A 16,985-nucleotide genomic window follows, 5' to 3' on the forward strand; every position below is an offset into this window, starting at 1 on the left:
ACGGCACTAAATTACAGCCACAAACCCCCTCAAAAGGAGACAAGCATGTCGGCAAATCCCGAGAGCCAGTTCGGCTCGGCCGCAAATGACCCGGACGCGCAGGAGACGCGTGAATGGATGGACGCCCTGTCGGCGGTCATCGAAAGCGAGGGGCCGGAGCGAGCGCACTTCCTGCTCGAGCAATTGCTCGAACACGCCCGCCAGAGCAGCATCGACAAGCCGTTCTCGGCCAATACCGCCTACGTCAACACCATCGAGACCGACCAGGAAGAGCGGTCTCCCGGCAACCTCGAGATCGAGGAACGCCTGCGCTCCTACATGCGCTGGAACGCCATGGCGATGGTCGTGAAGGCCAATCGCCATCACCCGCCCGAAGGCGGCGACCTCGGCGGCCATATCGGTTCCTTTGCATCGCTGGCCAGCATGTTCGGCGCCGGCTTCAACCACTTCTGGCACGCCGAGAGCGAAAACCACGGCGGTGACTGCCTCTACATCCAGGGCCACGTATCCCCCGGCATCTACGCCCGCGCCTACCTCGAAGGCCGCCTGAGCGAAGAGCAACTCCTCAACTTCCGCCAGGAAGTCGACGGCAAGGGCCTGTCGAGCTACCCGCACCCGAAGCTGATGCCGGAGTTCTGGCAGTTCCCGACCGTTTCGATGGGCCTCGGCCCGCTGATGGCCATCTACCAGGCCCGCTTCCTCAAGTACCTGCATGCGCGCGGCATCGCCAATACCGAGAACCGCAAGGTCTGGGTCTTCTGCGGCGACGGCGAAATGGACGAGGTCGAGTCGCTGGGCGCCATCAGCCTCGCGGCGCGCGAGAAGCTCGACAACCTGGTCTTCGTCATCAACTGCAACCTGCAGCGCCTGGACGGCCCGGTGCGCGGCAACGGCAAGATCATCCAGGAGCTCGAAGGCGAGTTCCGCGGTTCGGGCTGGAATGTCATCAAGCTGATCTGGGGCAGCAACTGGGACCCGCTGCTGGCGCGCGACAAGGACGGCGCGCTGCGCAAGATCATGATGGAGACGAACGACGGCGACTACCAGTCGTTCAAGGCCAACGACGGCGCCTACGTGCGCAAGCATTTCTTCGGCCGCGATCCGCGCACGCTGGAGATGGTCGCCAAGATGAGCGACGACGAGATCTGGAACCTGCGCCGCGGCGGCCATGATTCGCAGAAGGTCTATGCGGCATTCCACGCGGCTGTCAGCCACAAGGGCCAGCCCACCGTGCTCCTGATCAAGACCGTCAAGGGCTTCGGCATGGGCAAGATCGGCGAAGGCAAGAACACCGTCCACCAGACCAAGAAGTTGGGCGAAGAGGACATCAAGGCCTTCCGCGACCGTTTCAACATCCCGATCCCGGACAGCCAGCTCGCCGACCTGCCGTTCTACAAGCCGGCCGACGACACGCCCGAGATGAAATACCTGCACGAGCGCCGCAAGGCCCTCGGCGGCTACCTGCCGCACCGCCGCGTCAAGGCCGACGAGAGCTTCACCGTGCCTTCGCTCGAAACCTTCAAGGCGGTGCTGGAGCCGACAGCCGAAGGCCGCGAGATCTCGACGACGCAAGCCTACGTGCGCTTCCTCACGCAGTTGCTGCGCGACCAGGCGCTCGGCCCGCGCGTGGTGCCGATCCTGGTCGACGAGGCCCGCACCTTCGGCATGGAAGGGCTGTTCCGCCAAGTCGGCATCTATAACCCCGCGGGTCAGCAGTACACGCCGGTCGACAAGGACCAGGTCATGTACTACAAGGAGGACAAGTCCGGCCAGATCCTGCAGGAAGGCATCAACGAAGCCGGCGGCATGTCGAGCTGGATCGCGGCGGCCACGTCGTACAGCACCAACAACCGCATCATGGTGCCGTTCTACGTGTACTACTCGATGTTCGGCTTCCAGCGCATCGGCGACCTGGCCTGGGCAGCCGGCGACATGCAGGCGCGCGGCTTCCTGCTGGGCGGTACGTCGGGACGCACCACGCTCAACGGCGAAGGCCTGCAGCACGAGGACGGCCACAGCCACATCCTCGCGAACACCATCCCGAACTGCGTGAGCTACGACCCGACCTTCGCGCACGAAGTCGGCGTCATCCTGCACCACGGCCTGAAGCGCATGGTCGAGAGGCAGGACAACGTCTACTACTACCTGACGCTGCTCAACGAGAACTATCCGATGCCCGGCCTCCAGCCCGGGACCGAGGAGCAGATCATCAAGGGCATGTACCTGTGCAAGCAAGGCCCGGCGCTGAAGGCGAAGGCACCCACGGTGCAACTGCTGGGCAGCGGCACCATCCTGCGCGAAAGCTTCGCCGCGCAGGAACTGCTCGAAAAGGACTGGGGCGTGAGTGCCTCCGTCTGGAGCTGCCCGAGCTTCAACGAGCTGACGCGTGACGGCCAGGAAGCCGATCGCTGGAACCTTCTGCACCCGACGGAGACGCCGCGCGAGAGCTTCGTGTCGAAGCAACTCTCGCCGAGCACCGGCCCGGTCGTCGCATCGACCGACTACATGAAGGCCTACGCCGAGCAGATCCGCCCCTTCATTCCGAAGGGCCGCACCTACAAGGTCCTCGGAACCGACGGCTTCGGCCGCAGTGACTTCCGCAGCAAGCTGCGTGAGCATTTCGAAATCAATCGGCACTACATCGTCGTTGCCGCGCTCAAGGCCCTGTCCGAAGACGGTGCCCTGCCGGCGCAAAAGGTGGCAGACGCGATCAAGAAGTACGGCATCAACGCTGACAAGATCAACCCGCTCTACGCATAAAGAACAATCAACTGCGCCTCAAGGGCGGGAGACACGATATGGCAACAGTGGAAATCAAGGTGCCGGACATCGGCGACTTCGACGAAGTCGCGGTGATCGAAGTCCTGGTCAAGGTGGGCGACTCGGTGAAGGCCGAGCAATCGCTCATCACGGTGGAATCGGACAAGGCCTCGATGGAGATTCCGTCGAGCCAGGCCGGCGTCGTGAAGGAACTCAAGGTCGAGGTGGGCAGCAAGGTCAAGGAAGGCTCGGTCGTGCTGGTGCTCGAAGGCGAGGGCGCTGCTGCGCCTGCCGCGGCACCCGCCGCGGCTGCGCCCCCGGCGGCCGCCGCGCCCGCTCCGGCACCCGCACCTGCGGCAGCAGCGGCACCGGCCGCCGCGGCAGGTCCGATCGATGTCAAGGTGCCCGACATCGGCGACTTCAAGGACGTCGCGGTGATCGAGGTGCTGGTGAAACCCGGCGACACGATCAAGCAGGAGCAGTCGCTGATCACGGTCGAGTCGGACAAGGCGTCGATGGAAATCCCGTCGTCCGCAGCCGGCGTGCTCAAGGAACTCAAGGTCAAGGTGGGCGACACGGTCAACATCGGTGACCTGATCGCGGTGATCGAAGGTTCTGGCGGAGGCGCCGCGGCACCTGCCGCCGCGCCGGCACCGGCCMAGGCCGCCGCTGCGGCACCCGCAACCGCCAGCGCATCGGCCCCGGCCGCAGCACCGGCGGCCGCCGTGCCTGCGCACGACCCGACCGTCGCGCCCTCCGGCAAGCTCCCGCATGCGTCGCCTTCGGTGCGCAAGTTCGCCCGCGACCTCGGCGTGCCGCTCGAAGAAGTGAAGGGCAGCGGCCCCAAGGGGCGCATCACCCAGCAGGACGTCCAGAACTTCACCAAGGCCGTGATGAGCGGCGCGGCCAGCACCAAGGCTTCGGGGGCCAAGGCACCCGCGGGCGGAGGCGGCGAAGCGCTGGGTCTTCTGCCGTGGCCGAAGGTCGACTTCACCAAGTTCGGCACCGTCGAGCGCAAGGACCTGTCGCGCATCAAGAAGATCAGCGGCGCGAACCTGCACCGCAACTGGGTGATGATCCCGCACGTCACGAACAACGACGAAGCCGACATCACCGAGCTCGAAGCCTTCCGCGTGGCGACCAACAAGGAAAACGAGAAGTCGGGCGTCAAGGTCACGATGCTGGCCTTCGTGATCAAGGCCATGGTCTCGGCGCTGAAGAAGTTCCCGGACTTCAATACCAGCATGGACGGCGACCAGCTCGTCTACAAGCAGTACTACAACATCGGCTTCGCGGCGGACACGCCCAACGGGCTGGTGGTGCCGGTGCTCAAGGATGCCGACAAGAAGGGCGTGCTGCAGATCAGCCAGGAGATGGGCGAGCTCGCCAAGAAGGCCCGCGACGGCAAGCTCGGTTCGGCCGACATGCAGGGCGGGTGCATCTCGATCAGCTCGCTCGGCGGCATCGGCGGCACGCACTTCACGCCGATCATCAACGCGCCCGAGGTGGCGATCCTGGGTCTCTCCAAGGGTGCGATGAAGCCCGTGTGGGACGGCAAGGCCTTCCAGCCGCGCCTGATGCTGCCGCTGTCGCTCTCATACGACCATCGTGTGATCGACGGCGCGGCGGCGGCCCGGTTCAACGCTTACCTGGGTCAGGTCCTAGCAGACTTCCGCCGGGTACTGCTATGACCCCCCAAGCGCCTCCGGCGCTCCCCCCAGCGGGGGGCGGCTCCCTTGGGGCGGCCCGGCGTGAGCCCCTATGACAACGGTGGTGGCCGTCCGAAAAGGCGGCCAGGTCGTGATGGCGGCCGATTCGCTGGTGACCTTCGGCGACACGCGCCTGTCGTACAACGCCGAGAAGAACCAGAAGCTGTTCATGGTCAACGACGCCGCGGGCCAGAGCATCTTCGCGATGGCCGGCGCCGCGGCGCATTTCCTGGTGCTGCAGCACGCGCTGGCGGCACAGCCCGCCGAGGCGCTGCGCTTCGGCAGCAAGGACGAGATCTTCCGCACCTTCACGCTGCTGCATCCGGTGCTCAAGGACTCGTTCTTCCTGCAGACCAAGGAGGACGAACATGAGCCCTACGAGTCGAGCCAGTTCACGATGCTGCTCGCAAACGCGAGCGGCATCTATGGCATCTACAGCTACCGCGAGGTCTTCGAGTTCAAGCAGTTCTGGAGCATCGGCTCCGGTCGCAGCTTCGCGCTCGGGGCCATGCACGCGGTGTACGACAAGGCGCGCTCGGCGCGCGATGTGGCCGAGGCCGGCGTTGCCGCGGCCTGCGAATTCGATCGAAACTCGGCCGGACCGGTCGACGTTCTCACACTCAAACTGAAGGTGTCCAAATGAGCGAAGTACAAGTCAAAGTGCCGGACATCGGCGATTTCGATGAAGTCGCGGTGATCGAGGTCCTGGTAAAGGCCGGCGACACGGTGAAAGCCGAGCAGTCGTTGATCACGGTCGAATCGGACAAGGCGTCGATGGAGATTCCGTCCTCGCATGCGGGCGTGGTCAAGTCGGTGGCCGTGAAGGTCGGCGACAAGGTGAGCGAGGGCTCGGTGGTGCTGACGCTGGACGCGGCCGAAGGCGCAGCCGCCGCGCCGGCTCCCGAGCCCGCGGCGCCGCCATCCGCCGCGCCGGCGCCGAAACAGGCGTCGGCACAGGCCGCACCTGCACCGGCGCCCGCTGTCGCTTCGACCTACGCCGGGTCGGTCGACGTCGAATGCGACCTGCTGGTGCTCGGGGCCGGCCCGGGCGGCTATTCCGCCGCATTCCGGGCGGCCGACCTCGGCCTCAAGGTCGTTCTGGTCGAGCGCTACGCGACCCTGGGCGGCGTCTGTCTCAACGTCGGTTGCATCCCGTCGAAGGCACTGTTGCACGTGGCGGCGGTGATCGACGAGGTCAAGCATTTCGCCGATCTCGGCGTGAGCTACGGCGCGCCCACCGTGGACCGGGCCAAGCTGCTCGGCCGCAAGAACAAGGTGGTCGGCAAGCTGACCGGCGGCCTGGCCGCCATGGCGAAGATGCGCAAGGTGACGACGGTGCGCGGCGTCGGCGAGTTCGTCGACCCGTACCACGTCAAGGTCCAGGAAACCACCGGCGACGGCAAGGACGTGACCGGCAAGGCGCAGACCGTCAAGTTCCGCCATTGCGTGATCGCAGCAGGTTCGCAGGCGGTGCATCTGCCGTTCATGCCCAAGGACCCGCGCGTGGTCGACTCCACTGGCGCGCTCGAACTGGGCGTCGACCCCAAGCGCATGCTGATCCTCGGCGGCGGGATCATCGGGCTCGAGATGGGGTCGGTGTATTCCACGCTGGGCTCGCGGCTCGACGTGGTCGAAATGCTCGACGGCCTGATGCAGGGCGCCGATCGCGACCTGGTCAAGGTGTGGCAGAAGCTGAACGCGCCACGCTTCGACAACATCATGCTGAAGACGAAGACCGTCGGTGCCGAAGCGACCAAGGAAGGCATCCGCGTGACCTTCGAAGGCGAGCAGGCGCCCAAGGAACCGCAGGTCTACGACCTCGTGCTCCAGGCGGTCGGCCGCAGCCCCAACGGCAAGAAGATCGGCGCCGAGAAGGCGGGCGTGAACGTGAGCGATCGCGGCTTCATTCCGGTCGACATCCAGATGCGCACCAACGTGCCGCACATCTTCGCGGTCGGCGACATCGTCGGCCAGCCGATGCTGGAGCACAAGGCGGTGCACGAGGCGCATGTGGCGGCCGAGGTGATCGCCGGCGAGCAGAAGGGCGACAAGGAGCTTGCGAGCGCGGCCTTCAATGCGCGCGTGATTCCGAGCGTGGCCTATACCGATCCGGAAGTGGCATGGGTCGGCCTCACCGAGGACCAGGCCAAGGCGGAGGGCGTGAAGATCCACAAGGGCCTGTTCCCGTGGACGGCGTCGGGCCGGGCCATCGCGAACGGACGCGACGAGGGCTTCACCAAGCTGCTGTTCGACGAGGAGTCGCATCGCATCGTCGGTGGCGGCATCGTCGGGACGCACGCGGGCGACATGATCGGCGAGATCGCGCTCGCCATCGAGATGGGCGCCGACGCCATCGATATCGGCAAGACGATCCATCCGCACCCGACGCTCGGCGAAAGCATCGGCCTCGCTGCGGAAGCGGCACACGGAAGCTGCACCGACCTGCCTCCAGTGAAAAGGTAACCCCCCAGGCTTGCTCACTTCGTGTAGCCGCCCACCCCCCTGCTGGGGGCAATACCAGCGGACCGGCGGAGCCGGATCCGCGGTATTTCTGGCATGAGGCCCTGGTCGCGTTTGCTCACAAAAAATCCCGCCGGCGGCGGGATTTTCTGTTTTGGGGTCGAGCGTCAGTCGCCGGATGTCTTGAGTTCGTCCTCACCCGCGATCACGCGGCGGGCGCCGGTGAAGCGACGCTGCCAGTAGCTGTTGCTCATGTCTTCCACGCGAACCTGGGCGCCGGGCTTGGGCGAATGGATGAACTTGCCTTCGCCGACGTAGATGCCGACATGGCTGAACGCACGGCGCATGGTGTTGAAGAACACGAGGTCGCCGGGCTTCAGGTCGGTGCGGTCGATCTTCTGGGTGGCGGCGGCTTGTTCTTCGGCACGGCGGGGGAGCAGGTGACCGACAGTCTGGTTGTACATGGCACGGACGAAGCCGCTGCAGTCGAAGCCGGTTTCGGCGGTGTTGCCACCACGGCGGTAGGGAACGCCCAGGAAGCCGATCGCCGTGACGACGAGGTCGGAGGTGCGGTCTACCATGGTCTGTCGGACTTGGTGCAACTGGCCCATCAGGCTCTTGTCGACGACCAGCAATTCGGAGTGGTCGTCGGCCCTTTCGAGTTGCGGCGCGGCATGGGCGGCGCACGCAAGCAGGAGGGCGGCGGTGAGCATTAAAAATCGCATGCGGCGTAGGATATGGATGACACTGCGCAGTGTCAATTTCAAGTGAGTTCGTGATTTTGCACGTAACTTCTTGTCGCGGATGAGGTTTTTTCATCTTCTCATATCAAAAAATGTAAAGACTTCGGTTATTCGCGATAAGTTATTTCGCACATGTAATGCAAAAGTCTTTGAATTTCGGTCGAATGATCAAACGATTGCAAATTCCGAGACGTCGAAGGAGCCGCATGTTCGACTCATTTGTAACAGCCCGGCGATGGTCGTCGCGCCTGCTTTGCCTGCTGCTTGCAGGGGCGGGAACGGCGATGGCGGCACCCCGCCCGGAAGTCATTGCCAACGGCCTGGAGAACCCATGGGGCGTGAGTTTTCTGCCGGGCGGGCGCTTCCTGGTGACCGAAAAGCCCGGCCGGCTGCGCGTTGTCGGCGCCGATGGCAAGGTGGGCGCGCCCGTTGCCGGCGTTCCCGCCGTCGCCGCGGGTGGGCAGGGCGGGCTGCTGGATGTGCTGGTGGACTCAGGCTTCGAGGCGAACCGCACCTTCTATATGTGTTACTCCGAACCGGATGCGCTCGGCATGGCCAACAGTACCGCACTCGCGCGTGCGCAGTTGTCAGCCGATGCCAGCCGCATCGAGGACCTGAAGGTGATATTCAGCCAACGGCCGAAGGTGGCGAGCCGCAACCATTTCGGCTGCCGCATCGTGGAGGCCAGGGACGGAACGCTGTTCCTCACGCTGGGTGAACGCTTCAGCCGCAAGGAGGACGCCCAGAAGCTCGACAACCATCTCGGCAAGATCGTGCGCATCGGCAAGGACGGTTCGGTGCCGAAGGACAACCCCTTCGTCGGACAGGCGGGCGCGCTGCCCGAGATCTGGAGCTACGGGCATCGCAACGGCCAGGGGGCCACGCTCGCACCCGACGGCAAGCTCTGGATGCACGAGCATGGCCCGCAGGGGGGCGACGAGATCAACATCCCGCAGGCGGGCCGCAACTACGGCTGGCCGGTGATCACTTACGGCGAGAACTACGGCGGCGGCAAGATCGGCGACGGCATCACGCAGAAGGAAGGCATGGAGCAGCCGCTGCACTACTGGGTGCCTTCGATCGCGCCGTCGGGTATGGCTTTCCTGACCAGCGATCGCTATGGCGCCGGCTGGAAGGGGAACCTCTTCGTGGGCTCGCTGAAGTTCGGCTACCTTGACCGGATCGAACTCAAGGACGGCAAGGTCGTGGCGGAGCACAAGCTGCTCGAAGATGGCCGTGCGCGCATCCGCGACGTGAAGCAGGGGCCTGATGGCTTGCTCTACATCCTGACGGACGAATCAAACGGCAAGCTGATTCGTCTCTTGCCGGAGTGATGCACAGCTCCGCGCGGCCACGGCCCGCTTCGGACCACGCGGCGCGATTATTGTTCCGGCAACCGGCCGACTGGTGTACGGTCTATCCCCCTTCCGATATTCCCGAAAGACTTTCTTCCCATGCTGCTCGACGCATCGCAATCCCAATTGGTTCTGGTCGACTATCAGGCGCGCCTGATGCCGGCCATCCTCGAGGCGGACGCCGTCGCGAAGAACGCGGTGCGCCTCGGCAAGCTCGCCCAATTGGTGGAGGTGCCGGTCTGGGGCACCGAGCAGAACCCGTCGAAGCTGGGCGAAAACCTCCCCGACATCCGCGCCCTGTGCCAGCGCACGCTCGCCAAGATGCATTTCAGCGGCGCGGAAGAGGGCCTCGGCGAATGGCTGCGCGTCCCGGCCAAGGCGCCGCAAGGCAATGCTCGCAGCCTTCCCAAGCATCTGCAGAAGCCGGCTGCGGCCGAAGAGCGCAACACGATCGTGATCGCCGGTTGCGAGGCGCACGTTTGCCTTTTGCAGACCGCGCTCGATCTGCTCGAGGATGAATTCGAGGTCTGGGTGGTGACGGACGCGTGCGGCTCGCGCACCGAACGCAACCGCGACGCCGCGTTCGATCGATTGGCCGGCGCCGGCGCGGAGCTGGTGACCACCGAGATGGTGGGCTTCGAGTGGCTGCGCACCGCGGAGCATCCGCGATTCAAGGATCTGCAGGCGCTGATCCGATAACCTATTTCTGAAGCCGGCGGTAGGCGCTGAAGTGGCGGATCGCCTCGCGCCGGTGACCCAGGTGGTCATGCAGGCGGGCCGCGTTGAAATGCGCGTCGGCCACCGTCGGATCGAGCTGCAGGCATCTTTCGTAACTTTGGAGTGCTTCCGGAAGGCGGCCCATGTCTTCCAGCGCCACCGCGCGATTGAAGTGCAGCAGCGCCACATCGGGGGCGTGCTCCAGGGCAAGGTCGTAGAGGGCCGCGGCCTCCGCATGCCGACCGGATTCGCACAGGATCGCACCGAGGTTCAGGTAGGCGTCGGCAAAGTCCGGCGCAATGGCCAGCGCCTCGCGATAGGCGGCCTCTGCCGCCTGCATGTCCCGCGCTTCGAGTTCTTCCCCCTGCGCGAACCACGCGCCTGCCGACGATGACTCTGCCTTCGCGCCGTCGTTCGGCAGATGTTCCACGAAAGAAACCGACCCGCGCGTCGGCGCGACCTCGAAGTCCATGAGCAATTGGCCGGACTCGGCCTCCCATTGACTGTCACGCTCGCGCACGGCGATCGTGCTGCCCACCGCGGTGATCCGCAGGCCGGTCAACGGCAGCTCCGAAGGCAACGTGGCCTTCAGCCGCTGCAGTGCACGCAGGATCTTGCGCGTCGGAATGTCGGCGGCCTGCAGGTCGTGGGCAGTCCGCAGGAGAACTACGTCGCGAAAGGAAAACCGGTACTCGTTGCGCGGCCCTCGCGCCGGATGGACGAAACCGTTCGCGATCAACCCTGAAATCGCACTCCGGGAGAGGCCGAGCATCTCCTGGAGGCTGCGCAGGGTATGGGGCGCCTGGACCTGGACGTCGGTCACTTCCTCAATCGCGCGGCCGCCGGGGCGGCGGTCGTCGTCTTCGTCGCCGCGCGCTTGACGCCCTTGCGCTCCTTCGAAGCGAGCGGCGTCACGACTTCGGTGGCCGGCGCACGTGGTGCAGGGCGCTTCGCGCCGCCGGCACCCGCGCGGTTCAGGCTCGCGCGCAGCATTTCGGTCAGGTCGATGATCTGGCCGCTGGTCTCGGACGCTTCGCGCTCTTCCACTGCAACCACCTGCTTGCCGGAGATCTTGGCGTCGATAGCCGCCAGAATCCGCTTCTTTTCCTCATCGACATACTGGGTTGGGTCGTAGCTGTCCTGCGAAATCTGGTCGATGAGTTGAAGTGCGAGCTGCACCTCCGCGGCCGTCGGCGTGATCTCCTCGATGTCCAGGTCCTTTAGTGACCGGACCTCGTCGGCGTAGAGCAGTTGCTGCAACACCAGCCCGTCCTCGGCAGCCCGGACTTGCACGACGTACTGCTTGCCCTTCCAGGCCCATTTGGCGAGCGCGCACCGGCCGCTCTTGCGCATGGCCTCGCGCAGCAGGGTGTAGGGTTTGGCGCCTCGCTTGTCGGGCGCGATGAAGTAGGCCTTGTCGTAGTAGATCGGATCGACGGCCTTCTCGGGAATGAAGGCGACGATGTCGATCGTGTGGGTCGAACTCTCTTCGACCGCCTTCAGTTCGTCGGGGCTGAAGAGGACATAGCGGTCCTTCTCGAATTCATAGCCCTTGACCATCTCGGACCGTGGCACGACGACCGTCGGATCCCTTTCGGAGACGTACTGCTGCTTGACGCGCGAGCCGTCCTTGGCCAGGAGATTGAACCTGACCGATCCGGAACTTTCAGTCGCGGAGTACAGCTTGACCGGAATGGAAACCAGACCGAAGCTGAGCGACAACGAGGCGATCGAACGTGCAGCCATGAAACCTCCGAGGAGGCATGGGGCACCTCCCGGCGCAAGGATGCCATTTTCCTGAGCACCCGACCAGAGGGGGGAATGCCGTCTCCAGCGGCGCGCCGGCCGATCAGGCTCGCCAGAGCGAGACCATCTGGTCCAGCCTCGGTGCGCCCGTTTCGGGCACCGACGAAGCCACAAGGGGCTTGAATGTGAATTCCGTGGGTGGCTCGCCCGCGCAGGTGCGGTCGGGCACGGGCGCTCGTACCACCTTCAGGCCGTCGGCATGCGACTCGGTCCAGAACACGTTCTTCCAGGGCGTGCCGACGGGAAACGCCGACGCCCAGTCGGTGTTCGCCTTGACCCAGATCCCGCAGACGGTGGCGAGCCGTCCTCTCCACGCCGGTGGACACACGAAGACGCCGGCGTCGCCGGGCCGCAGCTTCAGGAGGCGCGACGGGTAGGCATACAGCGATTTCCAGTCCATGCTGACTCTCTCGTCCTTCACTTAGTGCCTTTCTCTTCCGGTGTGCATCTGGCTGGTCGACGACTGCGACGACTGCGACGTCTCGGGATCGGGCTGGAAGTCGAGTCCCACGCGCGTGAGGACTTCCCGCAGGCGGCCCAGTGTTTTCGGGCCGATGGCCTCTTCCTTCAGCAACTCCTGCTCGCTGATGGCGGAAAGATCCTCGATGCAGAAGATGCTGAGTTCCTTCAGCGCTTCGCGGGCGCTCGCACGCACGGAGATCTCGTCGATCGGCGTTTCCGGGGTCAGGTGGATCGGCAGGTTGAACCGGTGTGCGCCTCGGGGCCGCCAGGTAAACGACTGGAAATTGAAGCGCGAATCCTGGGGGAGCTGGCGCTCCCGCAATGCCGCGGCGTACTGCCGCTTCGCTTCATGAATGGCACTCCGAAGGGCTCCCAGGCACGGGAGCAACTCGTCGTCGGGCAACTGGGCGAGATCATCGACGGAATGGATCATGCTAGTCATACCAGGGACTCCACCAAAAGTTCGCTCTCGGGCGTGGCTGGCCACGTCCGCATGACGGATAGAACGGGAAAGGCATCGAGGCGGCGAAGCGCCTCAGGGGCGGCGGCGCGGAGCTCTTGTCATCGCAGCCGGGCGTTGCCGATGGGGAAGGTGCTGTCCCAGTGAAACCGCGGCTCGAGTTGCCGCGAGGCCTTGACCTTGGACTCAAGAATCTGCATTGCTCATTACTCTTGCATGCCGAGTGTTCGGCGACGCGTCAAGTATTGACAGGCGGGCCCGGGAAGTCCATGCCGCGCCCGAATGGCGGCTATGCGCGCAATGAATGTCCGCTGGATGAGTTTTGCTCGAGGCTCTTCATCACCTGGTCGCGAAACCAGATGTGCGCGGCGTGCCGGTGGGTGCGGTCATGCCAGGAGATGTAGACATCGAAGGCCGGCACCACGACCGGCAGCGACAACTCGGCCAATCCGAAGCGCTCGCGAAAACGCGTTGCCAGCGACAAGGGCAGAAGCGCGACCATGTCGGACTTTTCCAGCACGTGCGGCGCCGTGAGGTAGTTCGGCGTGACGTAGCGGCGCTGGCGTTGCAGCCCCTGCGCGGCCAGCACCTGGTCGACGGCTTCGCCGAAGCAGTTCACCGTGTTCGGCATGACGACCACGTGCTCGAGGCCCGCGAATTCCGCCGGGGTCAGCTTCTTGCCGACGGCCCAGTGACCGGCGCGTGCCACGCAGACGATGCGGTCGCGAAACAGCAGCCGATGCCGGAGTTCGCGCAGGCTGGGCGGCAGGATGCCGACGCAGAAGTCGACATCGCCGGCCTCCAGCACCTTGTTGAACAGCGACGGGTGGACCGGGTGACGCACCGACAGCGAGATGCCCGGGAACCCGGTGCCTAGATGCTGGAGCAGGTGATCCACGAAGAGGCATTCCAGGTAGTCGGTAGCGACCATCCGGAAGAGGTAGCGCGTGACGTGGGGGTCGAAGGCCACCGCATTGCCCAGGAGCGCGTCCATCTCGCCCAGGATGCGCCCGGCAAATTCGCTCAACTGGAGCGCCTTGGCGGTGGGGATGAGTCCGGCACCGCCCTTCACGAGAATCGGGTCGCCCGTGACCGTGCGCAACTGGGCGATCGCCCGGCTCATCGCGGGCTGGCTGATCGAGATGGCGTCCGCAGCGCGCGAGATGTGCGATTGATCCACCAGCGCCACCAGGCACTTGAGCAGATAGAAGTTCAGTTCCCCGTTGTCGTTTCTCTCTTGCTGCATATTCAGGCCGCGTCGAACGCCCATGCCGGAGGAAGGGAGCGCATGCCTAGCCGAACGTGAAAACGTAGGCCTGCGCACCGGCATCGAGAAACTCGATCTCGAAAAGTCGTTCTCTTGTGTTCATTTTCTGGCGAACCAACTGGTAGAGCCGCTGTGCGCCGATAGTACCGTTTCCCTGCGCGTCGATGTCGGAGCCGTGGTCCGACAGGGGCGGCTTGCCATCCACGCTCACCCTGAAGCGGACCGGCTTGCCGTCGGCCGAAGGGCCGAGGACCAGGTGAAGGTCGCGTGCCTGGAACCGATAGGCGATGCGGCCGTTGGCGTGATCCAGCACTGCGCGTTCCCTCTCCACGGTCCAGTCGCCGTCCAGCGCCCATTGGTCCAGTTGCAGCGATGCAGGACGTCGGTAGGTGCTGGCGCGGTCCTTCGCGATGCCTCCGGGCGAGGCGAAATTGCTCGCGCGCCCGTGGCCCAGGTACGTTTCCTCCGACAGGGAAGGCGAGGCGCCCGGTGCCGCCTGCGTGCCCTGGCCTACGGGATCGACCAGCGTGGTCGGAATGTTCGTCTGCCCCGCCTCCGCCAGCAGTCGCTGGATGACGCGCTCCGACTGCGCGTACTCGCCCTCCCCGAACTGATGGTGACGCAGGCGACCCTGCGCGTCGACGAAGTAGATTGCAGGCCAGTACTGGTTGTCGAAAGCGCGCCAGATCGCGAAGTCGCTGTCGATCGCGACGGGATAGTCGATGCCGAGATCCTTCACGGCCTGGTGGACGTTGGACGAGCGCTTCTCGAATGCGAATTCCGGCGAATGCACGCCGATCACGACCAGCCCTGCATCCTTGTACTTCTCGGCCCATGCGCGGACGTAGGGCAGGGTCCGCAGGCAGTTGATGCACGAATAGGTCCAGAAGTCGACCAGCACCACCTTGCCGCGCAAGCCTTCAGGGGTGAGCGGCGCTGAATGGATCCATTCGGTCGCACCCGCCAGGGGGGGAAGCGCACCTTCCGCCTTCGGCGACATGAACGCCGTGGCTTCGAGTGCGCCGTCGGATTCGCCGGCTGCCTGCGGCTTCTGGAGGCCGAGACGATCCACCAGCGCCTGCTCGATCGTCGACGTGGTCCCGATCGAGAGACCGCTGAGCAGGCCGGTGTCGAGGCCCAGGGCGATGGCGCCGACGCCGACCAGCACGGCCGCTCCGGCGACGCGACGGACCCATTCGCCGGTGTGGAGCGTCCGCTTCATGGCCGCGAACACGCGTCCGCCCAGCAGCAGTGCGGCTGCCAGCGATGTACAGGCGCCGGCGGCATAGGCGAACAGCAGCAACGAAGTGCCGACGCTCGCGCCATTCAGGGCCGCGCCCGTCAGGATCAAGCCGAGGATCGGGCCCGCGCAAGGCGCCCACAACAGGCCCGTGCCCAGGCCCAGCAGGAGCGGCGACCCGATGGAGGTGGATGCCTGCGTGCCTGCTTCCTGCTCGGACAGCCGGACACCGAGCGCAACGAGCGGCCGGGTCATGCGGTCGGCGATGCCCGGGAACAGCAGCGTGATGCCGAACAGCGCAAGCATGGCCATCGCCGCGTAGCGCCCGTACTCGTTGAGCGCGACCACCCAGCCCCCACCGACCGCCGCCAGCGTGGCAATCGCCGCAAAGGCCAGCGCCATGCCCAGCAACATCGGCAGTCCGTGCGACCTGAAAGGCCGATCGGCACGCGCGAACACGAAGGGCAGCACCGGGAGGATGCAGGGGCTCAGGATGGTGAGCACGCCGCCCACGTAGGCAATGAAGAGGATGAGCATGATGTCGAACGATGAAATGTGTGCTGGTCAGGCCCCCGCGGCCCGGGCGGTCGTAGTCATGGTGAGCCGGGCTTCGAGCCCGCCTTCCTGGCGGTTGTGCAACTTCAGCTCCGCGCCCATTGCCACCGCGAGCTGCTGCGCGATGGCAAGCCCCAGCCCCGTGCCGCCGGTGCTGCGGTTGCGCGAGCCTTCCACGCGGTAGAAGGGCTTGAGTACGGCATCGAGTTGATCCGGCGGAATGCCCGGTCCGTTGTCGACGACGGCGACGACCCATCGATCCGCATCGACCCGCACCCGAACCCGTACATCGCTTCCGAACTTCAGCGCGTTGTCGATCAGGTTCACCAGGATCCGGCGCAGCGCGTTCGGACGCGTCACGATCGGCGCGTCGATCCGGCCCTCGAGCAGCACGGGCTGGCCCGAGTCCTCGTAGTCCGCCACCATGCTTTCGAGCAGCGCATCGGCGTCGATGCGGCAGGGTGGCTCCGTCGCGCCGTGAAGCGTGCGCGCGTAGGTGACGCCCTCCCTCACCAGCGCGTTCATCGCGTCGAGATCCTGCCGGAACTTGACCTGGTCCTTCTCGTTGTCCATCAGGTCGGTGCGCAGGCGCATCCGTGTGATCGGCGTCTGCAGGTCGTGCGAGATGGCCGCGAGGATTTCCACGCGCTCGGCCATGTAGCCGGCGATGCGTCGCTGCATGGCGTTGAATGCGCGCGCCGCGTGGGCCACCTCGGTCGGGCCGTCTTCGTCGAGCGCCTGCGTCTTCAGGTCGGGTCCCAGTTCGTCCGCTGCCGCTGCGAGCCGGGCCAGGGGCCGCGTGACGAGCCGGACCGCGAACCATGCGCAGGCGGCGAGCACGGCCAGCTGCACCGCGAGCGCCCACATGACCCAGTCGGACACGGGAATGCCAACCCGTCGCGCATGGACCACCACCGAGCTGCCGTCCGCCAGCCGAACCTGGATCTGCAGGCCTCCCTGCGGCTCGGCGACCTGGGCCACCTTGACCACTTCGAAGGGATCCAGCGCGCCAACAATGGCCTCCGCGAACTCCTGGGTCGCGGGCGATTCGGGTGCCGGTCCCGTCACGGTGCCGCCGAGCACGAAGCGGTAGTTGCGGCGCTCCAGCCGCTCCAGCCAACTCGCGCGCTCATCGGCCGGCAGGCGATTCAGGATGGCGATCGAGCTCGCGATGTCGCGCTCGATGCCGTTCATCATCAGTTCCCGGAGCGCGACGCCGCGCTCGTAGCGGATCGAAGCGAAGGTGAGCAACTGCGCGATCGCAAGCCCCACGACGATGATCAGCGTGACCCGCGAGAACAGGCTGCGCGGAACCAGCCGGCGCCAGCCGGTGGTCGGGCCGGGGTTCGCTGGGAGGTCTGCTGGATTGGGCATGACCGAGGTTATAGGCCCCGAATCACCCGCCGGCGCGCACGCATGTATTCCAGTGTGTCTTCCGAGGGCCCCCCGCG

The 16,985-nt window shown here is 65.5% G+C and carries 14 protein-coding genes; 6 read left to right on the top strand and 8 right to left on the bottom strand.

Features of this window, described 5'->3' with window-relative positions; genetic code table 11:
* Positions 1 to 45: 45 nt before the first annotated feature.
* From aceE to lpdA, 4 genes are all read left to right on the top strand, one after another.
* Entirely contained in the window at positions 46 to 2,760 is a 2,715-nt protein-coding gene (gene aceE, locus AC1D3B_RS03225; protein WP_478189215.1) for a pyruvate dehydrogenase (acetyl-transferring), homodimeric type, read from the top strand.
* A gap of 38 nt (positions 2,761 to 2,798) precedes the next feature.
* Positions 2,799 to 4,451, top strand: coding sequence for a dihydrolipoyllysine-residue acetyltransferase (aceF, locus tag AC1D3B_RS03230; RefSeq protein ID WP_478189216.1), 1,653 nt, complete (start codon positions 2,799 to 2,801; stop codon positions 4,449 to 4,451).
* Positions 4,452 to 4,521: 70 nt separating this feature from the next.
* The gene (locus tag AC1D3B_RS03235) at positions 4,522 to 5,112 is read left to right on the top strand and encodes an MFS transporter (protein WP_478189217.1); all 591 of its coding nucleotides are present in this window, start codon (positions 4,522 to 4,524) and stop codon (positions 5,110 to 5,112) included.
* Complete coding sequence (gene lpdA / locus AC1D3B_RS03240; RefSeq protein WP_478189218.1) at positions 5,109 to 6,932, top strand: dihydrolipoyl dehydrogenase; 1,824 nt, start codon at positions 5,109 to 5,111, stop codon at positions 6,930 to 6,932. Before AC1D3B_RS03235 ends, lpdA begins: the two co-directional genes overlap by 4 nt.
* Positions 6,933 to 7,096: 164 nt before the next feature.
* Here the strand turns inward: lpdA and AC1D3B_RS03245 are convergent, their stop codons facing one another.
* Positions 7,097 to 7,654, bottom strand: coding sequence for a C40 family peptidase (locus AC1D3B_RS03245; RefSeq protein WP_478189626.1), 558 nt, complete (start codon positions 7,652 to 7,654; stop codon positions 7,097 to 7,099).
* 302 nt (positions 7,655 to 7,956) lie between these two features.
* On the opposite strand from AC1D3B_RS03245, the gene AC1D3B_RS03250 reads away from it, so the two are divergent.
* Together AC1D3B_RS03250 and AC1D3B_RS03255 are read left to right on the top strand one after the other, a co-directional pair.
* The gene (locus AC1D3B_RS03250; RefSeq protein ID WP_478189627.1) at positions 7,957 to 9,006 is read left to right on the top strand and encodes a PQQ-dependent sugar dehydrogenase; all 1,050 of its coding nucleotides are present in this window, start codon (positions 7,957 to 7,959) and stop codon (positions 9,004 to 9,006) included.
* A gap of 120 nt (positions 9,007 to 9,126) precedes the next feature.
* Entirely contained in the window at positions 9,127 to 9,726 is a 600-nt protein-coding gene (locus AC1D3B_RS03255) for an isochorismatase family protein (RefSeq protein WP_478189219.1), read from the top strand.
* Position 9,727: 1 nt separating this feature from the next.
* Here the strand turns inward: AC1D3B_RS03255 and AC1D3B_RS03260 are convergent, their stop codons facing one another.
* The 7 genes from AC1D3B_RS03260 to AC1D3B_RS03290 form a co-directional block, all read right to left on the bottom strand.
* Positions 9,728 to 10,567, bottom strand: a complete 840-nt coding sequence (locus tag AC1D3B_RS03260) for a tetratricopeptide repeat protein (RefSeq protein WP_478189220.1) — start codon at positions 10,565 to 10,567, stop codon at positions 9,728 to 9,730.
* On the bottom strand, positions 10,564 to 11,490 hold the full coding sequence (ku, locus tag AC1D3B_RS03265) for a non-homologous end joining protein Ku (RefSeq protein WP_478189221.1): 927 nt from the start codon (positions 11,488 to 11,490) through the stop codon (positions 10,564 to 10,566). The genes AC1D3B_RS03260 and ku overlap by 4 nt, the downstream gene beginning before the upstream one ends.
* A gap of 103 nt (positions 11,491 to 11,593) precedes the next feature.
* A complete protein-coding gene (locus AC1D3B_RS03270) occupies positions 11,594 to 11,950 on the bottom strand; it encodes a hypothetical protein (protein ID WP_478189222.1) in 357 nt (118 codons plus the stop codon).
* Between the two features lie 21 nt (positions 11,951 to 11,971).
* Positions 11,972 to 12,454 (bottom strand): helix-hairpin-helix domain-containing protein, encoded by a 483-nt coding sequence (locus AC1D3B_RS03275; RefSeq protein WP_478189223.1) that lies wholly within the window; start codon positions 12,452 to 12,454, stop codon positions 11,972 to 11,974.
* A 307-nt stretch (positions 12,455 to 12,761) separates the two neighbouring features.
* Positions 12,762 to 13,718 carry a LysR family transcriptional regulator gene (locus AC1D3B_RS03280; RefSeq protein ID WP_478189224.1) on the bottom strand — a complete coding sequence of 319 codons (957 nt, stop codon included), beginning with the start codon at positions 13,716 to 13,718 and terminating at the stop codon, positions 12,762 to 12,764.
* A gap of 46 nt (positions 13,719 to 13,764) precedes the next feature.
* Positions 13,765 to 15,516, bottom strand: coding sequence for a cytochrome c biogenesis protein DipZ (locus AC1D3B_RS03285; RefSeq protein ID WP_478189225.1), 1,752 nt, complete (start codon positions 15,514 to 15,516; stop codon positions 13,765 to 13,767).
* A gap of 27 nt (positions 15,517 to 15,543) precedes the next feature.
* Complete coding sequence (locus AC1D3B_RS03290) at positions 15,544 to 16,908, bottom strand: sensor histidine kinase (RefSeq protein ID WP_478189226.1); 1,365 nt, start codon at positions 16,906 to 16,908, stop codon at positions 15,544 to 15,546.
* Positions 16,909 to 16,985 lie beyond the last annotated feature (77 nt).

The sequence above is a fragment of the Variovorax sp. P5_A3 genome (assembly GCF_056400665.1).